Raw genomic sequence first — 23,214 nt, 5'->3', positions numbered from 1 at the left:
CCGCAGGGCGCCGGCAATGCTTACCGGCTTATGCAACAGAGGGAAACGCGTCACAACGTCATCCGATTTGACGAGTCAAAATATGGCCGACTTTTCGACGATCGGGGGTGCAATGAAAAAGAAGTTCTTCGGCGCAGTCGCGCTGGGGGCGGCGGCGCTCGCGCTGTTGAGCGGGTGCGCGGTGCAGGATCAGGTCAGCAGCACCACGATGGAGCAGGCCACGCAACCGCTTACTTGCATGAGCAAGGCCGAATGCGACGCGTGGTGGGCGCGCGCGCAAGTGTGGGTGACCAACCATTCGGAGTACAAGCTGCAGACCGTCACGGATTCGATCATCCAGACCGCCGGGCCGTCGAGCGGCAAACGCGCGCTCGCGTACCAGATCACCAAGACGCCGACCAACGAGGGCACCGCGACCATCGGTTTCGCGGCGCATTGCGACAATCCGCTCGGCTGCCAGCCGAATCCGTGGGAGGCGGGCGCCGACTTCAAGCAGTTCATTCGAAACGGTCCCGGGCTGCGGAAAACGGCGACGCCGCAGGCCGGTACGATGCCGCCCGCCGCACCTGCACCCGCGCCTGCGCCGAGCGGCGTGCAGGTCAGTCCGCTGGATCAGCCGGTTCCGCTCAACCTCGAAAGCCAGCCGGGCCAGTCGGCGGCGCCGCTCACGCCTCAATAATCTAGTGTCCCATCGAGGCTGACGCGCCCTTCTTCGGCCGCGTCAGCCAGACCATCACGGCCAGCACCAGAAACGCGTAGAACGAGATGCGGAAGAAGTCATTGGTTGACATCATGTACGCCTGCGCCGACACCACGCGATCCAGTTGCGCCGTCAGCGCCTGTCCCGACAGGCCGAGTCCCGAAAGCAGATCCGAGTATGCCGTCGTGCCGGCCGAATACGGCGTGACCGATTCGGTGAGCCGCGCGTGATGGCGGATCATGTCGTTCTCCCAGAAGGTCGTGCTGACCGCAGTGCCGATCGCGCCTGACAAGGTCCGCAGAAAGTTCGACAAACCCGCCGCTCCTGCAAGCCGCTCGTCGGAGACGCTGGACAGCGTGATCGTCGTCATCGGCACGAAAAAGCACGCGACACCGATACCCTGAATCAGCCGCGGATAGATGATCTGGTGAAACGGCGTGTCGAGCGTGAAAGTCGAGTTCCAGTGCGACACGAAGGCAAACGTGAGGAACGCAAAACTCGCGACCACACGCAGATTCAGCCGATGCATGTTCTGCCCGATGATCGGCGACAGCACCAGCGCGAGAATGCCGACCGGCGCGGTGGCAAGGCCCGCGAGCCACGGCGTGTAGCCGAGCACGGTCTGCAGCCACAGCGGCAGCACCACGACCGAGCCGAAGAACGCAAGAAAGCCGAGCGACGTGATCAGCACGCCCATCGCGAAATTGCGGTCGCGGAAAAGCGAAAGATCGATCACGGGCTCCTTCTCCGTCAGCTCCCACGCGAACATGAAGGCGAGCGACACCGCCGACACGATTGCCAGCGTCACGATGAAGCTGGAGCTGAACCAGTCGCGGTCCTTGCCGAGGTCGAGCATCATCTGCAGGCTCGCGACACCGATCACGAGCAGCGCGAGCCCGACGCCGTCGATGCGCTGCTTCGTTGTCTTCGTCTCGTGGCCGCGCAGCAGGAAGAACGCGATGGCCGCCGAAAACACGCCGATCGGCACATTGATATAGAAGATCCACGGCCAGGTGAAGTTGTCGGTGATGTAGCCGCCCATCACCGGGCCGAAGATCGGCGCGACGATAACGGTCATCGCCCAGAGACCGAGCGCGAGGCCGCGCTTTTCGGGCGGATAGCTGCGCATCAAGATGGTTTGCGACAGCGGGACCATCGGGCCGGACACGAGACCTTGCAACAGCCGGAACGCAATCAGCGATTCGAAGTTGTGCGCGAGGCCGCAGAGCGCCGATGCGATCGAAAACAGCAGCACGGAAATGGTGAACAGCTTCACCTCGCCGACGCGGCGTGCGAGCCAACCGGTCAGCGGCACCGCAATCGCGGACGCGACGGAGTACGACGAGATTACCCATGTTCCTTCGCTCGTCGCGACGCCCAGATTGCCGGAGATGGTCGGCACCGCGACGTTCGCGATCGACGTGTCGAGCACTTCCATGAAGGTGCCGAGCGCGAGGCCCATCGTCAAGAGGGCGAGGATGCCGCCTGTGAGCGGCATGGGCGTGGGCGGGGTTGCGGGCGTGCTGGTCGAGGATGTAGACATCTTTCAGTTCTCCGGCGCGTGGACGGCGCTCAAAACGCGCATCGCACGCAAACTATTTCTTGTCGCGGCATTCTCTGCCCAGACAGTGAAAGCGGCGCTATAGACGTCGGATTTTGTCAGCTTAATCAGGCTAGATCGTCATCGAGCGTGCATGGAGCGCAATCGCCCGCCGGCGTGTTTCCGATGATGCGCGCGAGCATCGCGATCAGCAGGTCCAGTTCCGCGGGGCTGAAACCGCGCAACTGCTCATTGAGCACCGCCGCACCGATCACCGGTAAACGCTTGGCGGCATCGCGTCCGCGCTCCGTCAGACTGAGCTCGACGACTCTCCGATCCGCCTCGCTGCGCGCGCGGCTCACGAAGCCCTTCTTTTCGAGCCTGTCGAGCATGCGCGTCATCGAGCCGCTGTCGTAGGACATTTCGCGCGACAACTCGAGCGGCGTGCGCGCCCGCCCCGACGCCAGCATGAGCATCACGCCGATTTGCGGCGATGTGAGGTCGAGCGGCTTCAGCGCCTGATCGGTTCGCATGATGAGTACATTGCGCGCCTTGGCGAGGTAATAGCCGAGGCTCGTTTCGAGCTGAATCGTGGCGGGATCGTAAAGCGGTTCGCTATTCATGCAACGTGGTAAGCGGCTGGCGCAGGTCTGCGACTAGGTGGCGTCTCTATAAGGCAACAATTCCGAAAAAGCAATCAGCAGTATCTTGAAAAGTAGTTGCACAGTCAATATTATTCTATGCAACGAGTTATGCACTTGATGCGCCGCCCGAGACTATGTTCTGACCGCCTGCCGTCGTTCGCCGACGCCCGAGAGACCTTCCAATGACCCGCTTTGTTCGCACCGCCCGCCGACGCTTCGGCCCCATCAGCAGCATGCTCGCCAACGCTTCACGTCACTTCGTCCCGCCGAAGCTGAGTTCGTGGAGACTCGCGTTGTATCTGATCGTGTTCCTGCTGCCGGGCGGTTCGTTCGTGGTACTGGGCATGGGATGGTTCGAGAACCGGCATCGGCGCAAGGCGACGGCATCCGCGCCGACGAAGGCGCCCTCCCGATCCCTTCTCGCCGCGCCGTGCCCCGGCGGCGGCGGCGCCAGCGGCGCGTGACCCACCCGTAACGCGTCGTAACCTATTCCCGCCGCCGCGTAACACCCGCCTTACGGCGAACCCGTTACGCTAACGTCTGCCTGACGAGCGCGCATGATAAGCGCCCGTCGCGTTCCGTTACCATTTCGGCTTGCCGCGTCCGTCGCTTCGGAGGCGCGGCGCCGACAGGAATTCCGACAAGCAGATGCCGCATCGCCCCGCCTTTCCCGCTTTCCCCGTTACGCGCCCGCTGACCGCCGCCGCGCTCGCCGCCACGCTTGCGGTCTTCATCGCCGGTTGCGCGGTCGGCCCCGATTATCAGCGCCCCGCGGCAACGATCCCGGCCAGCTATAAGGAAGCGCCCGAAGGCTGGAAGGTCGCGCAGCCCGGCGACCAGGCCGATCGCGGAACCTGGTGGACCGTCTATAACGACGAGCGCCTCAACGACCTCGAAACGCGTCTGAACCAGTCGAATCAAAGCATTGCGCAGTTCGCGGCCGCGTACCGGCAGGCGCGTGCGCTCGTCGGCGAGGCGCGCGCGGCATATTTCCCGACGATCGGCGCGTCGGCTTCGGCTTCGCGTTCCGGAACCGGCGCAGGCAACCGGTCGACCAACAGTTCCAGCTTCGGACAGCAGGGTTCGGTGAACAACCAGTTCAGCCTCGCGCTCGACGCATCGTGGGAACCGGACCTGTGGGGCAGCGTGTCGCGCACCGTCGCCGCGCAAACGGCGGGGCAGCAGGGCGCCGCCGCCGATCTCGCCAACGCGCGGCTGTCCGCGCAGGCCACGCTCGCGCAAGACTATTTCCAGTTGCGCTCGCTCGACGCGCAGCAGAAGCTTCTGGACGAAACCGTCGCAGCCTACGAGCAATCGCTCAAGCTCACGCAGAATCAGTACGCGCAAGGCATCGTCGCGCGTTCCGACGTGATTCAGGCGCAGACGCAATTGCAATCCGCGCAAGCTTCCGCCATCGACAACGGCGTCGCGCGCGCGCAGTTCGAACATGCGATCGCGGTGCTCGTCGGTGAGCCGGCTTCGACCTTCTCGCTTTCGCCGATTCCGCTCGACGCGACGCCGCCCACCGTGCCCGTGCAGATGCCGTCCGCGATTCTCGAACGTCGGCCGGATATCGCATCGGCGGAGCGCAAGGCGGCGGCGGCGAACGAGCAGATCGGCATCGAAATGGCCGCCTATTTTCCGACGCTCACACTCTCCGCACAGGGCGGCTTCGAAAGCTCGGTGCTGTCGCAATTGCTGCGCGCGCCGTCACGTTTCTGGACGCTCGGGCCGGACATCGCCGCGACCATTTTCGACGGCGGCCTGCGCTCCGCGCGCACGGAAGCCGCGCGCGCCGCCTACGACCAGAACGTCGCGACGTATCGGCAAACGGTGCTGACCGCGTTCCAGGACGTCGAAGACAATCTCGCGTCGCTGCGCATTCTGGAAAGGGAAATCGTGGTGCAGCAGCAGGCCGTCGAATCGGCGCAACAGGCGCTCGCAATCATCAACAATCAGTACAAGGCGGGAACGGTCGCGTTCATCAGCGTGCTGACCGCACAGACCACCGCGTTCACCGCGCAGCAGAAGCTGGCGAATATCGCGGGGCAGCGAATGGTGTCGTCGGTGGGACTGGTGAAGGCGCTCGGCGGCGGCTGGGATGTGGCGCAAATGAATCGCGAAACGGGCGGCGTGGAAGCGCCCGCCGCGGCTGCGTCCGCTGCAAGCGCGACGCAAACCGCCAATCGCTGATTTTTAACGCATGAAGGTCAGCGCAACCGTATCCGGATCGGTATGACGGCCGAGCAGGTTCAGAAGGCCTGCGAGGTTTTCACGCTGATTCGGCGCAGCCGTCGCGGTGCCCTGAAACGACGTCGATTCCGGCGAGATCGAGCCGTTGCCGGTCAGCATGAGCGGCCCTTTGCTCGTCGAAAGATCGATCGTCGCGGATGCGCCCTGCGCCTGCAGCGCCACGCGATACGAACCGAGCGGCTTGACACGCGAGACGCGCGAAGCCATGTCGTCGAGCGTGACGACCAGTTGGCCGTACGTGTTGCGGTTGAGCAAGCGGAACTCGGTCCACGAAAGCCGCACGCTGCCATCGAAGTCGAGCGTGTTGAACGGAGCGCCCAGACCCGCGAGCAGCGTCGCGGGCACGGCGATCTGGCCTGGCGTGACCGTCGCGCCGCGCGTCGTGGCATCGACGGTCACGGCGTCGGGCATCGCGTCGGTCTGGCGCATCGTCATGTGCACGCGGCCGGTGAAGAGCGGCAGAAAGGACGTCGTCCATTCGATGCGCCCCGGCAGAAGCGTCGCGCCCGCGCCGTCGTTGCCCGCGGCGAGCATCAGCGTGGCCGAGCCGCTCCACAGCGAGCCCGCCGGATCGACCAGGTTCACGTGGCCGCCCGTGGCCTTCGAAAATTGCGGCACGATCCACGCGGCGGGCATCATGGCGAGCAGCGTGCCGGCGACCGATATCACCATCACGAAAAGCGCCGGCAGCGCGAGCCGGAAACGTCGCGTCCAGTAACTCATTTCGCGCCGGCCGGTTGCAGCGACGCCGTCAGATCCACTTGGCCATCCGGCTTCAGCGCCGTGACGTGCGCCTCCGATACCTGCACTTTGAACTGCTTGCGCGCGTCGTCGAGCCACATCGTCCAGTTCGGGAACGACGCGTTCTTCAACTGAATCTGCACCGCCGCGCCGATCACCTGGATCTGCGTCGGCTGCATGCCGTTGTCGGCAAGCGACTTCGCGAGCGCATCGCGCAACGCGCCGCCCGTCGGCATCACGCCTTCGGCGGCGGGCGCGAGCGAGCGCGCGTCGTTGGCCTGCGCGGTCATCGTCGCGAGCTGGCGCTGCATCACGGGCAGGCTTTCGCGCAGCCGCGCGCGGCCTTCGTAGGCGGGCGCCCACAGCACGAGATACACGAGCGCGAGGCCGAGCGCGAGGCCGCCCCACATCAGGAGCGTCTTCTCGCGCGGCGTGCGCACTTCCCAGAATTCCGACAGTGAACGTGCGATTTCCGCTTTCATTGGCCGCTCCTGATCGTCCATTTGCCGGTGTTGCTATCGATCGAACCGTTCAGGCCGTTCGCGGCGAGGCGCTTCGTCAGGTCGGGATCGACCTTCGTTTCCGGCTTGAAGGTCACTTCCAGATGACGGTCGCGATAATCGAGGGCCGCGACGCCGTTCACCGGCACGGGCCCGAGCGAGCGCGCGAGTCCGTCCGCGAGCGAGAGGAAATCCGATGGCGACAGCTCGCCCGACGCCACACGCAGGCGATCGAGATTGCGCGTCATCTGATCGGGCGCGTCGAGCACGACGGTCGTTTTCGGAAATGTGTTGAGCAGCAGATCGGTTTCCTGCGCGGCAATCGCGTCGCGCTGACGCGCGAGTTGCAGCCATTGCACGTTGATGCCGATGATCGACACGACGATCGACGCCGCCACGAGCGCGATCGGCACGCGCAGGCGCCGCATCGTCGCGCGGTCGAGCCGCCACGGCTGCGCGGCGAATTCGAACTGGCACAAGTCGAAGCGGCTCGCGACGGCATTGCGCGCGAGCGTTTCGAATGTGACGGGCTGCGCGCCGGCGACCGCGGCTGCGGCATTGCGCGAACCCGACAGGCGCGGCTCGTCGCCGGGAAGATCGGCGAGCGAATAGAGCGTCACGGGATGATCGCCCGCGAGTGCCGCGAGTGTCGCTGAAATCGAATCGGCGGGCAGCGCGAGGCCTTCGCCGAGCGCCGCGCGTTCGCCGCGCGCAATCGCGATTTCGATGCGCGGCGCACCGAGCGCGGCCGGCGAGGGCGCGGCCAGCTCGCCGATCAGCGCAGGCGCGGTCGAGACGACCTGACCGAGCAGCCCCGCGATGAAGGGCGTCGATGGCGCCTCCGTTGCCTCGCCTTCCGCGGCTTCTGCAACAGGCGGCACAGCCGCGACCGGCAGGCAGCGCATAGCAGGCACGGCCTTCACATTGCGATGCCCCGCGCCCGAAAACGCGCCCAGCACGAAGCGGAACCAGCCGCGATCGATCACGGCGAGCACGCGCTTGCCATCCGCGAGTTCGACCGGATCGACCGCGATGTGGCACGTCTGCGGATCCTGAATCAGTTGATCCTCGATGACGTTCGGCAGCGCCTGCCGCAAGCGCGGCCCCTTGAGCGGCGGCATGGAAGCGGCGAGCAGGAGCGTGTCGCGGGCCGCGACGATCAGCACGGTCGCGCTCGCACGCGGCAGAAGCCCGAGCGCCGCGCGGCCGACGCGCTGCGGCGCGCCGCGCTTGTCGAGCAGCAAAAACGGCAGATCCGGCAGATGCCACTCTTCCGAGCGCACCGCCGGATCACGCGGCGGTAATAAAACGATCAGTGTGCTCAATGGCCACTTCCTCTCATCAATGACTGCGGCACGTCTTCACAGCGCATCGCGCGTGTAGACGATGCGCGTCGTATGCGTCGTCGGGTCGCGATACACGAGCGTCGTGCGCTCCAGTTGCGCGCGTTCATGTTCGACGCGACCGTGGATCACGAAATACTTCGTGGTGACGTCCATCTCGTTCGGGTCCATCGACACCGTCTTGACGCCCGCGCCGGTCAGCGCGAGCTGCACGTTGCCGACATCGTGGAAGAACACCGTCTCCCGGCGCGCGACGAACGCCTGTCCCTGCGACAGGTTCATCCCCGGCACCACGGCCGCCACCACTTCCGCGGGCGCGGTGTTCATGTTCACGGCGGTCGTCGTCGGCAGCACGGTGACGAACGGCCGAAGCTTGGCGACCGCTTCCGGCGAGAAACCCGGCACGTCGAGCAGCGAATCGACGGTGATCATTTGCAAAGGCGCGACGGGCGCGTTGCTGTCCGCGTCCTTCAGTCCGGGATCGTCGGTGAAATTGCCGCCGCCCGTGCCGCCGCCTTGCGCGATCGCGGCCAGCGTCGTCGCTTCGTTGTTCGTGCCCGCCGCCGTGGTCGCGCTGTTGCCCGTCTGCGTCTGAAAGCGCGTGGCCGAGCGCGCGAGACCCGCGCGCATCTGCAGCGCCACCGTCTTCGCGAGCGAGCCGTTGATGCCGAGCATCGTGAGCAGCCGCTGGAACGCCTGAATCTGCGCGACGTTGATGGTCAGCACGCCGGGCGTCGGCGTCGAGACCAGATTGCGCAGGTTGAACTTCGCCTGCGCGTCCTCGATCGAGCCGGACAAATAGGTCGATGCGCCTTGCTGCGCGCGCACTTCGCCGATCTGCCCGAGGAAATCCGACAGCTTCGTCTTCGCGATCGGCACGCCCCATACACCGCCGAGATACGTGACCGTGGGCGAGGTATCGGCTTCCGAGCGCAGGATGAGGCGCGTCCAGTCGAGCGCGCTGCGCGAAATCCACTGCGCCTGCGCGAGCAGCCGCTGATTCTCGATGCGGCGAATCTGCACCTGCTGGCGCCACAGCATGCCCGACACGAGAATCGCCGCGAGCGATACGACCAGGAGCGCGCTGATGATCGCGACGCCGCGTTGCCTCTTCGGATTTGGAGCGCGCATGCTCATTCTCCGACCAGAAACACGCGCGTGAGCGGCGTCGCGAGCGTGCGCGCGCCGACCGCGATCTGAATGCCCGACACCGCGCGTGCCAGCGGCGCGTTGCCGAGCTGCGGCACCTTCAGGTTGTTGCCGTTCTGGTTGATCTGCGCGAGCACGTCGGTCATGCGCGTCGTCCAGCCTTTTTCCGGAATGTAGACGCGCGTCGCGAGCGAGGCCACGCCGCCCATCAACGGAATCGAGCTCCAGCCATCGCCCGTATCGCCCGACGAGAGCGCGCGCCGCACTTCGCCGACGTTCGACAGCGGCGGCGACGCAAAGCGCACGATGCGCCCGTTCGACAGCCGGTAGCGCACTACCTGAAGCCGCGGCGGCGTACCCGGCGCGAACACGCCGCGCACGATCTGCAGCGAGCCGTTGCCGACCTGCACGGCGGGCTGGCCGGCTTCGTCGTCGGTGGCGGCCTGGCGCGCGTCGATACGCATCTGGTCGAACAATTGCGCGACGACGCGCTCGTCTTCCATCGCGTTCTCGATCGTCGCGCGGCCGCGGATCACCGAGTCGAGCCCGCGCCACGACAGCACCGCGAGCACCGCGAGAATCGCGATGGCGATCAGCATCTCCAGCAGCGTGAAGCCGCGCTGCTTTCTGCCGCGGTCAGAGCGAGCGGTTCGTTTCATTCGCCACCACCGTGACCATTTGCGCCAGATTCCCGGAGCGGCCGGGCGTCGAGACGAACATCTCGACGCGCCGGAAAATCGGATTGGGCGTCTGGCTCACGCGCTGCGTGCACAGGAGCTTCAGATTGCCCTGCGAGCAGTCGAAAGTGCGCGAGCCGATCGGCGGAAACTGATGCGAGAGCCGCAGTTGCGCGAGTTCGTTGTCCGCGCTCCAGCCCGCGAGCAGCCGCCGGTGCAGGTCCGCTTCGCCCGTCGCGAGCGAGCCGACCGCGCGCACCGATGCGGCGAGCGCCACCGCGATGATCGCCAGTGCGACGAGCACTTCGATCATCGTGAAGCCGCGCTGATGCCGACGATGTTCGCGCATCACCGCACCTGATAGCGGCCGTTGCCGCTTCCGACGATCGTCACGCGGCCCACGGCCGAGAACAGCGTGATTTCCATCGGCGCGTCGATGGCTTCGGTGCCGAACACGAGCCGGCTCACCGTTTTGTCCGAGTCGAGGAACTGTATCGACACGCCGGTCACGCCGCCTTCCCAGCGCCGCTGGCGCAAGAGGTCGTCGCGCAACGGGCGCCAGCCGTCTTCCGTGCGGATGTCGAAGCGAAAGCCGCCGTCGAGCGGCTGCCACGCGATCGGCCGCGCGCGCACCTGCGCCTCGTCGCCCGCGGATTCGAACAGCAGGGCGAGACGCTGCGCTTCCTCGTTGAGATCGGTGCGCGGGTTGCGCGTCAGTTGCAGCGACGCGAGCGACACCAGCAAGCCCGCGATCACCAGCACGACGAGCATTTCGAGCAGCGTGAAGCCCGCGTTGCGTCGCGTATGTCGGTGCCTGTTCACGCCGCTTTCCTTCGTCTGCCGTCAGACGGTCATTGCCACGAGCCGACATCGGCATCGTTGCCTTCGCCGCCGGCCTTGTTATCCGCGCCGTAGCTGAACACGTCGATTTCGCCGTGCACGCCCGGATTCAGATATTGATACTGACCGCCCCACGGATCGGCCGGCAGGCGCTCGAGATAGCCACCGTCCTTCCAGTTATTCGGCACCGGCTCGGTCGACGGCTTTTCGACCAGCGCGCGCAGGCCTTGCTCCTGCGTCGGATAGCGGCCGTTATCGAGGCGATACAGCTTCATCGCCTGCATGATCGTGCCGATGTCCTGCTTCGCGGCGACGCGCCGCGCCTCGTCCGGGCGGCTCATGATCTTCGGCACGATCAGCGCGGCGAGAATGCCGAGAATCGCGATCACGACCATGATTTCGATCAGCGTGAAGCCGCGCTGACGGCGTCCTTGCGCCTGAGCCTGTTGGATTCGCATGCGGCGTTGGGTCCACAATTGCATGACTGCTACCTCTTGAATTGAAAATATCGTTTCCGGGCTCATGCCCGGTGATGATTGGAAAAATCGCGCGGCTTCCTGTCTTTCGGAAGCCGCCGGTCATTCTATCGATCCGCTTTCGTCGCGTGATTTCTGCCCGAGCGAGGCATCGCGTCGCGCTCAACGCACCCAGATCGTCGGTCCGGGCGGATTCGGCGGCAGGAAGATCTCCGACTTCACGCCGTTGCGATCGATGATGATCGAACGCGCGCGCACTTCCGAGAGCTTCACGCCTTGCGTGAGCGGCCCGCCCAGCGACACGGCCTTCGCCGCTTCGCCGCCGTAGCTCACGATGGCCGCCGCGCCGCCCTGCAACGCGAGAATCCCGAACAGATGCACATCCGAATTGGCCTGACGTTCCAGCCGTCCACCGAAAATGGTCGCAGCCTGCTCGACCGACGGAGCACGCGTCGCGGCCGCGGCGGGCAGCGGCGCGGTCTGCCGCGAGGTCAGCGTGACGACCCAGTACGTTACCGTCACGCAGAAGAGCGCGAGCGCGGCGAGCGTCAGTAAGCGAGTTTGAAGGGCGTTCATCACTGCACCAGATTATTCAGTTCGATGATCGGCAACATCACGGCGAGCACGATCACCAGCACGACGCCGCCCATCGCCAGAATCAGCAGCGGCTCGAGCAGGCTCGTGAGGAACATCGTGCGCCGTTCGAGCTCGCGCGCTTCGCCTTCGGAAGCGCGGTCGAGCATCGTGGTGACGTCGCCCGTCGCCTCGCCCGAGCGGATCAGGTGAACCAGCACGGGCGGAAACGTCTTCGTGTTGCCGAGCGCGCGCGACAGCGACGAGCCCTCGCGCACCCGCACGATCGCGTCGTCGACGTTCTCGCGCATCGCCGTGTTGCTGAGCGTTTCGCCCGCAGCCTGCAGCGCGCGCAGGATCGGCACGCCCGCGGCGGTCAGGATCGCGAGCGTGCTGGCGAAGCGCACCGTGTTGTAGCCGCGCACCAGCTTCCCGATGAGCGGCGCGCCGAGCAGCCAGCGGTCGAACGACATGCGCGGGCCGGGCCGCGCGAGGATGCTCTTCACCAGCCACGCGAATATCACGACGCCGATCAGCACCGCCCACCAGTAACTTCGGACGAAGGACGAGAGCGCCATCATCATGACGGTCAGGAAAGGCAGCGCCTGCTTCGTGCTCGCGAACACGTTCACGACCTGCGGCACGACATAGCTCAGCAGGAACGTGACGATGCCGAACGCGATGATCGTCACGATGCCCGGATACGTGAACGCCAGAATGATCTTCTGCTTGAGCGCGTTACGCTGTTCGATGTAGTCCGCAAGACGCGACAGCACGAGGCCGAGCTTGCCGGTGTGCTCGCCCGCCGCGACGAGCGCGCGATAGATCTCCGGAAAGTCCTTCGGATGCTGCGCGAGCGCGTTGGCGAAGGAATGGCCGCCGAGCACTTCGGCGCGGATCGCGGCCATCAGTTCGCGGATGTAATCGCGCTCGGACTGCTCCGTCAGCACCGCGAGCGTCTCGCCGAGCGGCAGACCGGCGATCAGGAGACTCGCGAGCTGGCGCGTGAGAATCGCCTGTTCGCGCTGCGACAGACGCCGCCCGAGCGACAGCCGCTGCTGGCGCTCGCCGCGCGTGCGCGTGCCCGCCGCCTCGACGACGAGCGGCGTCAGCCCCTGCGTGCGTAACTGGCTGCGCGCGGCGCGGGCGCTGTCGGCATCGAGCACGCCTTTCTGCGTCTTGCCCGCGTGGTCGATCGCTTCGAAACGAAAAGCCGGCATACCGTTACTCTCCGCCCGTCACGCGCAGCACTTCTTCCAGCGACGTCACGCCGGCGGCGAGCCAGCGGTCGCCGTCCTCGCGCAGCGTGCGCATGCCTTGCTTGCGGCCTGCCTCGAGAATCTCCGCATCCGCCGCGTTGCGATGGATGAGCGGGCGGATCGCGTCGTCGATCAGAAGCAGTTCGTAGACACCGCGACGGCCGACATAACCCGACTGGCCGCATCGCTCGCAGCCGACCGGATGGTAGCGCTTCGTGCCGTCTTCCTCGACGCGCTCTTCCTTGCAGACCGGACAGAGCTGGCGCACGAGCCGCTGCGCGAGCACGCCGAGCAGCGACGACGCCAGCAGATACGGCTCCACGCCCATGTCGGTGAGACGCGTGACGGCAGAGGCAGCGTCGTTCGTGTGCAGCGTCGCGAGCACGAGGTGGCCGGTTAGCGAAGCCTGCACCGCGATCTGCGCGGTTTCGAGATCGCGGATTTCACCGATCATGATGATGTCCGGATCCTGGCGAAGGATCGAGCGCAGCGCGCGCGCGAAGGTCATGCCGATGCGCTCGTTCACCTGCGTCTGCCCGATGCCCGACAGGTCGTATTCGATCGGGTCTTCCACCGTCATGATGTTGGTGGTCGTGGTCTCCAGCCGCGACATCGACGCATAGAGCGTGGTTGTCTTGCCGGAACCGGTCGGGCCGGTGACGAGCACGATGCCGTGCGGCTTGCCGATCAGCTTGTCGAAGTGGACGAGCGTGTCGCGCGCCATGCCGAGCGTTTCGAGATTCAGGCGCTGCGCGTCCTTTTCCAGCAGACGCAGCACCGCGCGCTCGCCATGGCCGGTCGGCAGCGTGGAAACCCGCACGTCGACGGGACGTCCGCCCACGCGCAACGTGATGCGGCCGTCCTGCGGCAATCGTTTTTCAGCGATATCGAGCTGCGCCATGATCTTGATGCGCGAGATCAGCGCGCCGTGCAGCGCTTTCTTCGGACGCACGACGTCGCGCAGCGTGCCGTCGACGCGAAAGCGCACCACCGACGCGTTCTCGAACGGCTCGATGTGAATATCCGATGCCTGCTCGCGCGCCGCCTGCGTGAGCAGCGCGTTGATCATACGGATAATCGGCGCGTCGTCCTCGGATTCGAGCAGATCCTCGACTTCGGGAATGTCCTGCATCAAACGCGACAGATCGACTTCGCCTTCCACTTCGCCGACCACCTGCGCCGCGCTGCCGTCGTTGCGCGCGTATGCCGAATTGATCGCCGCGGCGAGCTCGTCGGCGGGCTTGCGCACGATCGACAGCGCGCCGAAATTGCGCGCGACTTCAGCGAGCGCCGCGTCGGTCGTCCGCTCGCTGATCCATACCTCGATGCTGTCCGCGTGCCGATGCGCGAGCAAGATCTGCCCGCTGCGCGCGAAGCCGTAGGGCACGAGGCGGGCCGCCGCCAGCGGCGACGCCGCGCTGCTCGCGCTCTCGACTGCATCGTTGACCATGCTCACGGCCCGACTCCCTGTTGGCCGTTCGTCGCGGCGTTACCCGGCAGGGTGTTGGTCGCTGCGTTGCCCGGCATGGCGTTGGTCGCGCCGTTCGCGGGAAGCGGATAGCTGCCCTGCGGCGGCGGCGTCGATTGCGGCGCGGATTGCATCGGCTGCGGCGCCGGACCTGCTTCCGGGTTCTGCGGCAGCGTCGTGCTCGGGCCGGGGCCGCGTGTCGTGTTGCTCCAGTCCAGCAGATTTTGCGCCGGCACGCCGCCGCCTTCGCTCGGACCAATCGGTTTCGGCGGCATCACCGGCACATTCTGATCCTTGATGAGACGGTTGTCCGTCGTCGAGCCGTACTGCTGCTGACGCAGATACTCGTAGCGCGTGTTGGTGATCTGCGTCGAGGTTGCCTGATCGCGCACGATCACCGGGCGCAGGAACACCATGAGGTTGGTTTTCGTGCGCGTCTTGCTTTCGCTTCTGAACAGGCTGCCGATGAACGGAATGTCGCCGAGCAGCGGAATCTTGCTGTTGTTATTGTTGTACTGGTCCTGCATCAGGCCGCCGAGCACGACGATTTCACCGTCATCCGCGAGGATGGTCGACTGCACCGAGCGCGTATTGATCGTCACGCCGCCCGGATCGTTCTTCGTGGTCGCATCGACGCTCGAATCTTCCTGATAGATCTGCATCTTCAGCACGCCGCCATCGGTGATCTGCGGCTTCACATGCAGCGTCACGCCGACGTCGCGCCGGTCGAACGTGTTGAACGCGGTGACCGAGGTGGCCGCGTTCGCGGTCGGCGTCGCGTAGGAACCCGTCACGACCGGCACGTTCTGGCCGACGACGATCTTCGCTTCCTCGTTGTCGAGCGTAATCAGGTTCGGCGTCGAAAGGATGTTCGCATCCGCCGATGTCGACAGCGCCTGCAACAGCCCGCCGAGGCCGAAGAGGTTGCCGAAGCGGTGCAGCAAGCCGATGTTGAGGCCCTGCGCGAGCAGGCCGGTGGTCGACGTGATGGCCGACGGATTCTGTGCGATCGCGTTGCCCTGCAAGGTCAGATCGACGATGTTCGTGTTGCCCTGACCGAAGCTCGAACTGCCGTAGAGCGCGTTGTTGCCGCCGTTCGACAGCAGGAGGCCCTGCCACTGAATGCCGAGGTTCGCGCCGGTGGTCGCGGACAATTCGACGATCAACGCCTCGATGTAGACCTGCGCGCGGCGCGCGTCGAGCTGATCGATCACGGCGCGCAGGTTTCGATAGACCGGGTCCGCAGCGGTGATGATCAGCGAGTTCGTCGCGGCATCGGCCTGGATCATGCCGCCGCCCTGGTCGTTGCCGGACTCGTTGTCCTTGTTCGACGAGAAGTTCGAGTCGCGGTTGCCGGCGCCGCCCGTCATCGGATTGTTGCTGCTGCCCGAGGTGCCGCCGAGACCGCCGGGCAAAGGCGGCGTGCCGGCCGTGCCGGTGGACATCGACGAACTGCCGAGACCGCCGCCGCTCTGACCGAACGAATTCGAGCTGGAGTTCGAGCCCGACGTGTTGTCCGAAGTATTGTTGCCCTTGCCCATCATGCCGCGCAGCGTCTTGGCGAGACGCGTCGCGTCGGCATTGCGCAGCGCCACGACGTGCATGTTACCCGGTTGCGAAGTCGGAGAATCGAGCTTCTGCGCCAGTTGCTTCGCCGCGGCGAGACGCGAGCTGCTGGACGCGCGGAACATCAGCGAATTGGTGCGCGCATCGGGCGTGACGGTGACTTTGAGCGTGGCGTCGGTGCTGCCGATCGCGCCGGGATCGAGCAGCTTGTTCATCTGCTCGGCGACGTCGATGGCGTTCGCGTTCTTCAGCGTGACCACATCGACCGAGCGGCCGGCCGCCGTATCGACACCCGCGATGATGCCCGCGATGCGGCGCACGTTGTCGGCGTAGTCCGTGACGACGAGCGTGTTGTTCGCCGGATAGGCCGCGATGGTGTTGTTCGGCGAAATGAGCGGACGCAGCACCGGCAAAAGATTGTTCGCCGACTCGTTACGCAGTTGAAAGACCTGCGTGATCACCTGATCGCCGCGCGCGGCCGGCGCGTTGCCGACATACGTGGGCACGCCCTGCAGCTTCGCGTCGGCTTCGGGCACGACCTTCAGGACGCCGTGATCCTGCACGAGCGCGAAACCCTGCATGCGCAGCGACGACTGGAGCGTCTTGAGCGCCTGATCCTCGGGAACCGCATTCTCCGAGACCAGGTTGAGTTGCCCCTTCACCCGGGGATCGACGATGATCGTTTTGCCGGTAGCGGCGCCGATCGCCTTCGCGACCTGGTCGATGTCCGCATTGACGAAATTCAGCGTCACTTGCGCGTGCGCGGCTTGCGCGACGATAAGTCCCGCCGCCAGCAGTGCCGTCGCGATACGACGCAGTGCCATAGGTTGTCTTCTCATGAATGTGATGTCAGAGCCGGGTCTCGGGGGAGCCAGCCAAGGCAGCACCGCCCGTCAGCCGAGAGCGCTGCCAACCGCGATGTGGGACGCACAGGCCCGGAACATCGCGATCATTTTAAAAAATATGACGATAACAGCTTAATGTAACGAAAATGTGCCAATTCGTTCCGGATTAGATGACGCCTGGCTGTCGACTTCGCTACGTTTTCCAGCGCCCTCAAGCTTTCAAAAAACTTGCCGATAGACCGTACCTGGACGCTTCCAGAGGTCGGCCGATGCACGCGGGAGCCGAATTGTACCCCGTCCAGAAGTCTTATTATTCATACATTTAGATCACACCTGATTGACGGTCCGATGTGTTCCCGCGCAAGCGGGCTTCCGGCGCTGCACCGGGCGTATGTCTGATAGCCAACTTATGGTCTGATTCGTCAGCCGGTATGATACGGTCGGTTCCGCATTCCGGGCGGTTGCGAAATGGGCGGGTTTTCCCCATGCAGTCCGGCCGCGGGCGTTGATTTGTTGGCGTTGGCGCCAAGGCGCCGCAACGGCGGCATGACGTTCCGCATATGCGGATGGAGTAGAAGGAAGATGAAGAGAATATTGCGACTACTTGCGATATGCGGGCCGCTCACGGCGGCCGCCTCCGCACATGCGGACTGCTTCGACGAAGCCGCGAAGTATCAGAAGGTCAATCCGCTCATCCTGCGCGCGATCGCCTGGCAGGAATCGCACAACAAGCCTGACGCCATCAACAAGAACGCCAACGGCTCGACCGACTACGGGCTGATGCAGATCAATTCGATCCATCTCAACACGCTGGCGCAGTACGGCATTTCCAGCGGCACGCTGATGGAGCCGTGCAAGAGCGTGTATGTCGCCGCCTGGCATCTGCGCCAGAAAATGAACAAGTACGGCAATTCGTGGCAGGCGGTCGGTGCTTACCATTCCGAAACACCCGCGCTACGCGACAAGTACTCGGCGCAGATCATCGAGATCCTGCGTCGCTGGAAGCTGCTTCAGGCCACGCGCTGACCCAAGGCGCGCTACTCGCACACGCGCCGCGTCCGGCGCGCATTTGATGCAAAATCCCCTATTCGATCGCCCGCGCCGCCCGAACGGCAGCGCGGGCTCGCGCTCGCGCGCTCCCTTCCTCCGTCACGCTCACTGCGATGAACCAGACGCCATTGCCCATTACCGTGCTATCGGGATTCATCGGCGCGGGTAAGACCACGCTCGTCGATGCCTTGCTCGCCAACGCCGAAGGAATCCGCATCGGCGCCGTGACATGCGGCAAGGCCGCGTCCGGCGCGGAACGCGAAACCACCGACTTGCCCAACGGCTGCCTCGTGCTGACGCTCGGCGACCCATCGATGGAGACGCTCGAAAGCGCGATCACCTGGATCGCGGAACAGCAGCGCTTCGATGCGATCATCGTCGAATCGTCGGGCATCGCGAATCCGATCACGATCGCCGAGCATCTCGCATTCGGCGATGACGACGACGCGACGCTCGCGGGCCGCGCGCATCTCGATACGTTCGTGACCGTGATCGATGCCGCGACCTTCCTGCGCGACTATGCGTCTTCGGACTCGCTCGCCGAGCGCGGTCTCTCGCAAGAAAGCCACGGCGACGAAGACGACCAGACAGTCGTCGAGACCCTCATCGAGCAGATCGAGTTCTGCGATGTCATCGTCATCAACAAGATCGATCTCGCCGGCGCGGACGAAGTGGAAAGGATCGCGCGCATCCTGCACGGGCTCAATCCGCGCGCGCTTCAAGTGCGGGCGCAATCCGGCAACGTGTCTTCCGGCGACGCGCTGAACACCGGCCGCTTCGATTTCGATGCGACCGCGAGCGCGCCCGGGTGGCTCGCGATTCTCAACGGCGAGCACGCGGCGAGCGACGAGCCCGATGCCTCCGGCATCGGCCATTATGTGTATCGCGCACGCCGGCCGTTTCATCCCGAGCGCCTGTGGAACCTGCTGCATCAGGAATGGCCCGGTGTCCTGCGCGCGAAAGGCTTCTTCTGGCTCGCGACGCGAAGCGATGTCGGCGGCTCGCTGTCGCAAGCGGGCGGGACCGTGCGGCACGGTCCGGCGGGGTTGTGGTGGGCCGCGCAAGATCGCGGCGAATGGCCGATCGACGACCCCGAGCTCGAAGCGGAGATCGTTGCGGAATGGTATGGCGACCCGGACGACAACAGCATCGGCGATCGCCGGCAGGAACTGGTGCTGATCGGCGAGAACCTCGACCGCACCGCATGGCAGGCCAGGTTCGATGCATGCCTTCTGACCGACGACGAATGGGCGCTCGGCCTCGATGGCTGGCATTGCTTCGCCGATCCGTTTCCCGCTTGGGACGTCGAAGAGCACGACCACGATCACGATCATGATAACGACCACCACGATCATGGTCCCGATTGCGATTGCGAGGATCATCGGCATTGAAGCGTGAACGGCTCGATGCAATGTCGAGCCCGCCAACGAGATGCGCAGCCGAAAAAAAACCCGCCGAAGGCGGGTTATGTATAACTGGCTACTTCGAGTAGCCGCACAATCGGCAAGAAGCTTACCGCTTGTTCACTGCGTCCTTGAATGCCTTGCCAGCCGTAAACTTGACCGTCTTCGCGGCCGGAATCTTGATGGACTCGCCAGTCTTCGGGTTGCGGCCGGTGCGCGCTGCGCGCTTTCCCGAGCCGAAGCTGCCGAAGCCGATCAACTGAACTGCGTCACCTTTCGATACAGCCTTCTTGATCACTTCGAGCAACGTGTCCAGCGTTTCGCCGGTTTGAGCCTTGCTGGCGCCGGTCTGAGCGGCTACGGCGTCGATCAATTCCTGTTTGTTCATTAAGGTTCCTTTATCAGTTTAGGTTGACACGAACAGCGCGAACGCGCCGATTATACGTGCGCAAGCCGTGCAGTCGAGTAGCGACGGCCTTCTGGCGCGGCCGACCGGGAAATCCGCGGTGTTACGCGCCATCTCAACGGCATTGCTTCACTTCGTCGCCTTCACGCCGCCTCTATACGCGGCGCTTGGTATGATAGCGCAGCGCAAACCCAATCAGGATAAGGGTTTCAAAGATTTACCCTTATATTTTTGAGGCTCGCGGCGGTTTTTTTGGCGCAGAACAACTGGGTCCGATCCATGCTACGCGAGCTGATCATCGAATACGGCCTGCCGTTGGTTTTTGCCAACGTTCTGCTCGAATGCCTCGGCTTGCCGCTCCCAGCCTTGCCCACATTGATTCTGACGGGTGCGATCACGGTCTCCGCGAGCTTCGCAACGGGCGTGCCGTCGGGCTTTCCGTCGGCTGCATGGGGACCGCTCTTGGCGATCGTCGTCACGGCCAGCATGGCCGCGCTCATCGGCGACACGCTCTGGTTCTGGCTCGGGCGTCGCTACGGCAGCCGCGTGCTTGCCTTCATGTGCAAGATCTCGATCTCGCGCGATACCTGCGTGAACCGCAGCCTCGACTTCTTCGGGCGCTTCGGCGTGCGCATTCTCGCCCTGTCCAAATTCATCCCCGGCCTGTCGACGCTCGCGATACCCGTCGCGGGCGCGACCGGCATCGGCTTCGGCAGCTTTCTCTTGTATGACGCGCTCGGCGCATTGTTGTGGTCCGGCATCGGCGTCGCGTTCGGCGCGATGTTCGCCGATCTCGTCGATCGCATGCTCGCCTGGCTCGACCTGTTCGGGCGCGGCGTGGTCGTGCTTGCGATCATCGCGCTCGCGCTCTATCTCGCCATGCGCTGGTGGCAGCGCGTATCGCTGTTGCGGAGGCTGCGCATGGCGCGCATCGATATCGCGATGCTGCGCGCGCTGCTCGATGGGGAACCGCCGCCGCTCGTCATCGACGTGCGCCGCCGCGAGCGCCGCGCGATGGATCCGTTCGCCATTCCCGGCGCGCTGCTCCTGCACGACGACGCCGCATCGCAGCTCGCCGGTATCGCCCGCGACCGCAAGCTCGTGACGTACTGCGACTGCCCGAGCGAAGTGTCCGCCGCGCTCGCCGCCAAGGAACTCGCCGCGCACGGCTTCACCGATGTCGCGCCGCTGCTCGGCGGCCTCGCGGCATGGCGCGCGGCGGGCTACGCGCTCGAGCCGCTGACGATCGAAGACGCCCCGAACGGCGCCGCGCGGACCTTGGCCAAGTCGTCTTCCGCTTGACGTGTCTTCCCCTGTCGCATGACCGAATCTCTGTTTTTCGCGCCGCACGATCTTCCCGCGCGCTGGCGGCGCACGCGCGTCTTCACCTTCGTCGATATGACATTCAGCGCCTTCCTCCCGCTCTGGCAGCGCTGGCGCGACGACGAAGAGCGTTGCGACCGGCTGCACGTCGTGGCGATTGCGACGCTAAAGGCGCTGGACGATCCACCATCGACCGATGACGCATCGCCGCTCGCGGCCGAGCTTGCACGCGCGTGGCCGATGCGCGTGGCAGGCATGCATCGGCTGGAGTTCGACGAAGGACGCGTGGTGCTCACGCTCGCCATTGGCGACGACGCGCAGGCGATGCTGTCGAAACTCTGGCTACGCGCCGATGCCTTCCATCTCGAAGCGACCGACGATCCACGCGCCCTATGCAAATCGCTCGCGCGCTTTGCCGGCGACGGTGCGACAGTCTGCGCGAACGCATCCGGGCCGCTTCATTTGCCGATGCGCCGCGCGCTGGAATCGTCGGGCTTCGAGTGCTCGTCGGCGGCGGCGGACGCACGGCTCGTCGCACGCTTCGCGCCGCGCTGGCGCGTGCGCCGCCACGAACCGCCGCTTCCTTGCGCTGCGAGCGCGCGCGAGGCCGTCGTCATCGGCGCGGGACTCGCGGGCTGTGCCGTGAGCGCGCGGCTCGCCGGGCGCGGCTGGCACGTCACGCTGATCGATCGTCACGCGTTGCCCGCGCGCGATGCATCGGGCAATCCGGCGGGCGTGTTTCATCCTATCGTCTGGCGCGACGACAGTGTCGCCGCCCGCCTCACGCGCGCGGGCTTTCTCTACGCATTGCGCCGATGGCAGGCGCTCGAAGACGCACATCACGACTTGCTGCGCAGCCCCGCGGGTTTGCTACAGATCGCCGACACGCCCGAAGACGCCGCTACGCTCGCCGCCGCCATCGCGCGCTTCGCGTATCCATCTGAATACGTGCAGCCGATGACGCGCGCCGATGCATCGCGCATCGCGGGCGTCGATGTCGCGCGCGGCGGCTGGTTCTTTCCGCGCGGCGGTGCGATCTCGCCTGCGGCCGTTTGCACAGCGCAACTCGCCGACGCCGCTGCCCGGATCACGCTGCGCATGGAAACCGACGTAACGCGCATCGCGCACGATGGCCGCATCTGGAGCGCGTTCGATACGAGCGGCGGCGAGATCGCGAGCGCGCCGGTGATGGTGCTCGCCAACGCTCACGATGCCGCGCGGCTCGCCGGTCTGTATGGCGCGCCGACACGCAGCGTGCGCGGCCAGCTCACCGTGCTCGATTCATCCGCGCTCGATGCCCTGCGTGCGCCGGTTATCGGCGAAGGCTACGCGGTGCCGCTCGGCGCGGACGGCGCGCTCATCGGCGCGACCTATGACATCGACGATCCCGACCGCGATATTCGCGAAGCCGGGCATCTGGAGAACATCGAGCGCGTCGCGGGGATGTTGCCGGATCTAGCGCTCGCGCCGAAGCAAATCCGCGCGGGGCGCGTCGCGTTCCGCTGCGTGACGAGCGACCGCCTGCCGATGATCGGCCAGCTTGCCGACGAAAGCGCCGCGCGCCGCGATGCGCCTCAACTCTCGGGCGCGTGGCCGCTCGATCTGCCGCGCATGCCCGGTCTTTACGGCGCATTCGCATTCGGCTCGCGCGGGCTCGTCTGGGCGACGCTCGCGGCCGAGCTGATCGCGTCGCAGATTGAAGGAGAACCGTGGCTCATCGAGCGCGAACTCGCCGACGCCATCGACCCAGCCCGCTTTTTGCTCAGAGTGCTCCGTCATGGAGAAATCGGCTCGACATAGTTGTCCCCGGCACGTTGTGGATAACCCGTCTAATTGCAGGTGGAAGTCGTGTGAACGCGATGTGCACGTAAACGGGACAACCTGGACTTCCGGTTTACGCGCGCCAAAGTTGTTCCGGGTTGGCCGCGCCGCGCCAACATGTTTACGACCCGCTTCTGCTTTATCCAAATGATTGAATGTAAAGACGAAAGATGGGTTATCCACAGAAGACGCAGCCTCTTGTTAACTACTACTACGTTTATATACAGTAAACCTGTAAACACCTGAAGACAAAGCCATCGGTCAGGCGTAAACCAGAAATCCGAACGTCCCGATAACGGCGAGCGGTCAGCCTTTCCATCCTGCTTCGAGCCCGGCAGTCGCTTTTACTTCATAAGAATCAGGAGCTTGGACTTTCTGTCAGGGCAACGGAGGTATGGCACAATCGCGCTTCTTCCTGCGTCGCGCCGTTCGGACGGCGACCGCTTCAATGGAACGATGGTTGCGAGCCAAGAATCTGATCAACGAAGCCGCGCCGTCGTTTGCTGTGTTCGGCCCGGCATTCGAGCGGGCGCCGCATGCGTTACCCATGTCACACGGATCCGAGTTCTCCGGTGCGACATCGAGGGCATGCAGGGCGCATCGCAGCTAGCCGAACGCGTCGTCTAATCCGTGCACG

At 65.1% G+C, this 23,214-nt stretch carries 22 protein-coding genes; 7 read left to right on the top strand and 15 right to left on the bottom strand.

Translation table 11 applies throughout. From position 1 onward, the window contains the following. Positions 1–112 precede the first annotated feature (112 nt). Entirely contained in the window at positions 113–679 is a 567-nt protein-coding gene (locus tag NCS58_RS00545; RefSeq protein ID WP_061116917.1) for a hypothetical protein, read from the top strand. 1 nt (position 680) lies between these two features. Here the strand turns inward: NCS58_RS00545 and NCS58_RS00540 are convergent, their stop codons facing one another. Together NCS58_RS00540 and NCS58_RS00535 are read right to left on the bottom strand one after the other, a co-directional pair. Beyond that, positions 681–2,243 (bottom strand): DHA2 family efflux MFS transporter permease subunit, encoded by a 1,563-nt coding sequence (locus NCS58_RS00540; RefSeq protein ID WP_061116633.1) that lies wholly within the window; start codon positions 2,241–2,243, stop codon positions 681–683. Positions 2,244–2,368: 125 nt separating this feature from the next. After that, positions 2,369–2,863, bottom strand: coding sequence for a MarR family winged helix-turn-helix transcriptional regulator (locus NCS58_RS00535; protein WP_061116632.1), 495 nt, complete (start codon positions 2,861–2,863; stop codon positions 2,369–2,371). A 203-nt stretch (positions 2,864–3,066) separates the two neighbouring features. On the opposite strand from NCS58_RS00535, the gene NCS58_RS00530 reads away from it, so the two are divergent. Both NCS58_RS00530 and NCS58_RS00525 read left to right on the top strand, forming a co-directional pair. Continuing rightward, a complete protein-coding gene (locus NCS58_RS00530; RefSeq protein WP_250537590.1) occupies positions 3,067–3,348 on the top strand; it encodes a hypothetical protein in 282 nt (93 codons plus the stop codon). A gap of 184 nt (positions 3,349–3,532) precedes the next feature. Continuing rightward, positions 3,533–5,077, top strand: coding sequence for an efflux transporter outer membrane subunit (locus NCS58_RS00525; protein WP_250537589.1), 1,545 nt, complete (start codon positions 3,533–3,535; stop codon positions 5,075–5,077). Positions 5,078–5,080: 3 nt separating this feature from the next. Here the strand turns inward: NCS58_RS00525 and NCS58_RS00520 are convergent, their stop codons facing one another. From NCS58_RS00520 to gspD, 12 genes are all read right to left on the bottom strand, one after another. After that, positions 5,081–5,860 (bottom strand): type II secretion system protein N, encoded by a 780-nt coding sequence (locus tag NCS58_RS00520; protein ID WP_061116629.1) that lies wholly within the window; start codon positions 5,858–5,860, stop codon positions 5,081–5,083. After that, the gene (gspM, locus tag NCS58_RS00515; RefSeq protein ID WP_061116916.1) at positions 5,857–6,360 is read right to left on the bottom strand and encodes a type II secretion system protein GspM; all 504 of its coding nucleotides are present in this window, start codon (positions 6,358–6,360) and stop codon (positions 5,857–5,859) included. Before gspM ends, NCS58_RS00520 begins: the two co-directional genes overlap by 4 nt. Next, a complete protein-coding gene (gspL, locus tag NCS58_RS00510; RefSeq protein WP_250537588.1) occupies positions 6,357–7,703 on the bottom strand; it encodes a type II secretion system protein GspL in 1,347 nt (448 codons plus the stop codon). The genes gspM and gspL overlap by 4 nt, the downstream gene beginning before the upstream one ends. Before the next feature lie 36 nt (positions 7,704–7,739). Further along, entirely contained in the window at positions 7,740–8,858 is a 1,119-nt protein-coding gene (gspK, locus tag NCS58_RS00505; protein WP_061116627.1) for a type II secretion system minor pseudopilin GspK, read from the bottom strand. After that, positions 8,855–9,529, bottom strand: a complete 675-nt coding sequence (locus NCS58_RS00500; RefSeq protein ID WP_086960773.1) for a type II secretion system protein J — start codon at positions 9,527–9,529, stop codon at positions 8,855–8,857. Before NCS58_RS00500 ends, gspK begins: the two co-directional genes overlap by 4 nt. Further along, positions 9,507–9,896 carry a type II secretion system minor pseudopilin GspI gene (gene gspI, locus NCS58_RS00495; protein ID WP_061116625.1) on the bottom strand — a complete coding sequence of 130 codons (390 nt, stop codon included), beginning with the start codon at positions 9,894–9,896 and terminating at the stop codon, positions 9,507–9,509. Before gspI ends, NCS58_RS00500 begins: the two co-directional genes overlap by 23 nt. Further along, positions 9,896–10,369 (bottom strand): GspH/FimT family pseudopilin, encoded by a 474-nt coding sequence (locus NCS58_RS00490; RefSeq protein ID WP_035499420.1) that lies wholly within the window; start codon positions 10,367–10,369, stop codon positions 9,896–9,898. Before NCS58_RS00490 ends, gspI begins: the two co-directional genes overlap by 1 nt. Positions 10,370–10,398: 29 nt before the next feature. After that, entirely contained in the window at positions 10,399–10,869 is a 471-nt protein-coding gene (gene gspG, locus NCS58_RS00485) for a type II secretion system major pseudopilin GspG (protein ID WP_061116624.1), read from the bottom strand. Positions 10,870–11,025: 156 nt separating this feature from the next. Further along, positions 11,026–11,439 carry a hypothetical protein gene (locus NCS58_RS00480; protein ID WP_061116623.1) on the bottom strand — a complete coding sequence of 138 codons (414 nt, stop codon included), beginning with the start codon at positions 11,437–11,439 and terminating at the stop codon, positions 11,026–11,028. Beyond that, positions 11,439–12,656 carry a type II secretion system inner membrane protein GspF gene (gene gspF, locus NCS58_RS00475; protein WP_061116622.1) on the bottom strand — a complete coding sequence of 406 codons (1,218 nt, stop codon included), beginning with the start codon at positions 12,654–12,656 and terminating at the stop codon, positions 11,439–11,441. Before gspF ends, NCS58_RS00480 begins: the two co-directional genes overlap by 1 nt. 4 nt (positions 12,657–12,660) lie before the next feature. Further along, positions 12,661–14,145 (bottom strand): type II secretion system ATPase GspE, encoded by a 1,485-nt coding sequence (gene gspE / locus NCS58_RS00470; protein WP_061116621.1) that lies wholly within the window; start codon positions 14,143–14,145, stop codon positions 12,661–12,663. Between the two features lie 2 nt (positions 14,146–14,147). Next, positions 14,148–16,553 carry a type II secretion system secretin GspD gene (gspD, locus tag NCS58_RS00465; RefSeq protein WP_250537587.1) on the bottom strand — a complete coding sequence of 802 codons (2,406 nt, stop codon included), beginning with the start codon at positions 16,551–16,553 and terminating at the stop codon, positions 14,148–14,150. A gap of 603 nt (positions 16,554–17,156) precedes the next feature. Between gspD and NCS58_RS00460 the strand changes: the two genes are divergently transcribed. Beyond that, positions 17,157–17,600 carry a lytic transglycosylase domain-containing protein gene (locus NCS58_RS00460; protein ID WP_061116619.1) on the top strand — a complete coding sequence of 148 codons (444 nt, stop codon included), beginning with the start codon at positions 17,157–17,159 and terminating at the stop codon, positions 17,598–17,600. 137 nt (positions 17,601–17,737) lie between these two features. Continuing rightward, a complete protein-coding gene (locus NCS58_RS00455) occupies positions 17,738–19,015 on the top strand; it encodes a GTP-binding protein (protein ID WP_250537586.1) in 1,278 nt (425 codons plus the stop codon). A gap of 121 nt (positions 19,016–19,136) precedes the next feature. Here NCS58_RS00455 and NCS58_RS00450 read toward each other — a convergent pair whose 3' ends face one another. Next, complete coding sequence (locus NCS58_RS00450) at positions 19,137–19,415, bottom strand: HU family DNA-binding protein (RefSeq protein ID WP_008352404.1); 279 nt, start codon at positions 19,413–19,415, stop codon at positions 19,137–19,139. Positions 19,416–19,712: 297 nt separating this feature from the next. Between NCS58_RS00450 and NCS58_RS00445 the strand changes: the two genes are divergently transcribed. Both NCS58_RS00445 and mnmC read left to right on the top strand, forming a co-directional pair. Then, complete coding sequence (locus NCS58_RS00445) at positions 19,713–20,735, top strand: VTT domain-containing protein (RefSeq protein WP_250490410.1); 1,023 nt, start codon at positions 19,713–19,715, stop codon at positions 20,733–20,735. Between the two features lie 18 nt (positions 20,736–20,753). Continuing rightward, entirely contained in the window at positions 20,754–22,556 is a 1,803-nt protein-coding gene (mnmC, locus tag NCS58_RS00440; protein ID WP_250537585.1) for a bifunctional tRNA (5-methylaminomethyl-2-thiouridine)(34)-methyltransferase MnmD/FAD-dependent 5-carboxymethylaminomethyl-2-thiouridine(34) oxidoreductase MnmC, read from the top strand. Positions 22,557–23,214: the final 658 nt, after the last annotated feature.

It is taken from the genome of Caballeronia sp. INML3B, from assembly GCF_023631305.1.
Classification (GTDB): domain Bacteria; phylum Pseudomonadota; class Gammaproteobacteria; order Burkholderiales; family Burkholderiaceae; genus Caballeronia; species Caballeronia turbans.
The sequence above is the reverse complement of the archived record's forward strand: the minus strand, read 5'-3'. Positions and strand labels throughout refer to the sequence as shown.

Bases quoted from the DNA above. Each gene is read 5' to 3' on its own strand.
- NCS58_RS00545 (WP_061116917.1), top strand. From the start codon at position 113: ATGAAAAAGAAGTTCTTCGGCGCAGTCGCGCTGGGGGCGGCGGCGCTC.
- NCS58_RS00540 (WP_061116633.1), bottom strand. From the start codon at position 2,243: ATGTCTACATCCTCGACCAGCACGCCCGCAACCCCGCCCACGCCCATG.
- NCS58_RS00535 (WP_061116632.1), bottom strand. From the start codon at position 2,863: ATGAATAGCGAACCGCTTTACGATCCCGCCACGATTCAGCTCGAAACG.
- NCS58_RS00530 (WP_250537590.1), top strand. From the start codon at position 3,067: ATGACCCGCTTTGTTCGCACCGCCCGCCGACGCTTCGGCCCCATCAGC.
- NCS58_RS00525 (WP_250537589.1), top strand. From the start codon at position 3,533: ATGCCGCATCGCCCCGCCTTTCCCGCTTTCCCCGTTACGCGCCCGCTG.
- NCS58_RS00520 (WP_061116629.1), bottom strand. From the start codon at position 5,860: ATGAGTTACTGGACGCGACGTTTCCGGCTCGCGCTGCCGGCGCTTTTC.
- gspM (WP_061116916.1), bottom strand. From the start codon at position 6,360: ATGAAAGCGGAAATCGCACGTTCACTGTCGGAATTCTGGGAAGTGCGC.
- gspK (WP_061116627.1), bottom strand. From the start codon at position 8,858: ATGAGCATGCGCGCTCCAAATCCGAAGAGGCAACGCGGCGTCGCGATC.
- NCS58_RS00500 (WP_086960773.1), bottom strand. From the start codon at position 9,529: ATGAAACGAACCGCTCGCTCTGACCGCGGCAGAAAGCAGCGCGGCTTC.
- gspI (WP_061116625.1), bottom strand. From the start codon at position 9,896: ATGCGCGAACATCGTCGGCATCAGCGCGGCTTCACGATGATCGAAGTG.
- gspG (WP_061116624.1), bottom strand. From the start codon at position 10,869: ATGCAATTGTGGACCCAACGCCGCATGCGAATCCAACAGGCTCAGGCG.
- NCS58_RS00480 (WP_061116623.1), bottom strand. From the start codon at position 11,439: ATGAACGCCCTTCAAACTCGCTTACTGACGCTCGCCGCGCTCGCGCTC.
- gspF (WP_061116622.1), bottom strand. From the start codon at position 12,656: ATGCCGGCTTTTCGTTTCGAAGCGATCGACCACGCGGGCAAGACGCAG.
- gspE (WP_061116621.1), bottom strand. From the start codon at position 14,145: ATGGTCAACGATGCAGTCGAGAGCGCGAGCAGCGCGGCGTCGCCGCTG.
- gspD (WP_250537587.1), bottom strand. From the start codon at position 16,553: ATGGCACTGCGTCGTATCGCGACGGCACTGCTGGCGGCGGGACTTATC.
- NCS58_RS00460 (WP_061116619.1), top strand. From the start codon at position 17,157: ATGAAGAGAATATTGCGACTACTTGCGATATGCGGGCCGCTCACGGCG.
- NCS58_RS00455 (WP_250537586.1), top strand. From the start codon at position 17,738: ATGAACCAGACGCCATTGCCCATTACCGTGCTATCGGGATTCATCGGC.
- NCS58_RS00450 (WP_008352404.1), bottom strand. From the start codon at position 19,415: ATGAACAAACAGGAATTGATCGACGCCGTAGCCGCTCAGACCGGCGCC.
- NCS58_RS00445 (WP_250490410.1), top strand. From the start codon at position 19,713: ATGCTACGCGAGCTGATCATCGAATACGGCCTGCCGTTGGTTTTTGCC.
- mnmC (WP_250537585.1), top strand. From the start codon at position 20,754: ATGACCGAATCTCTGTTTTTCGCGCCGCACGATCTTCCCGCGCGCTGG.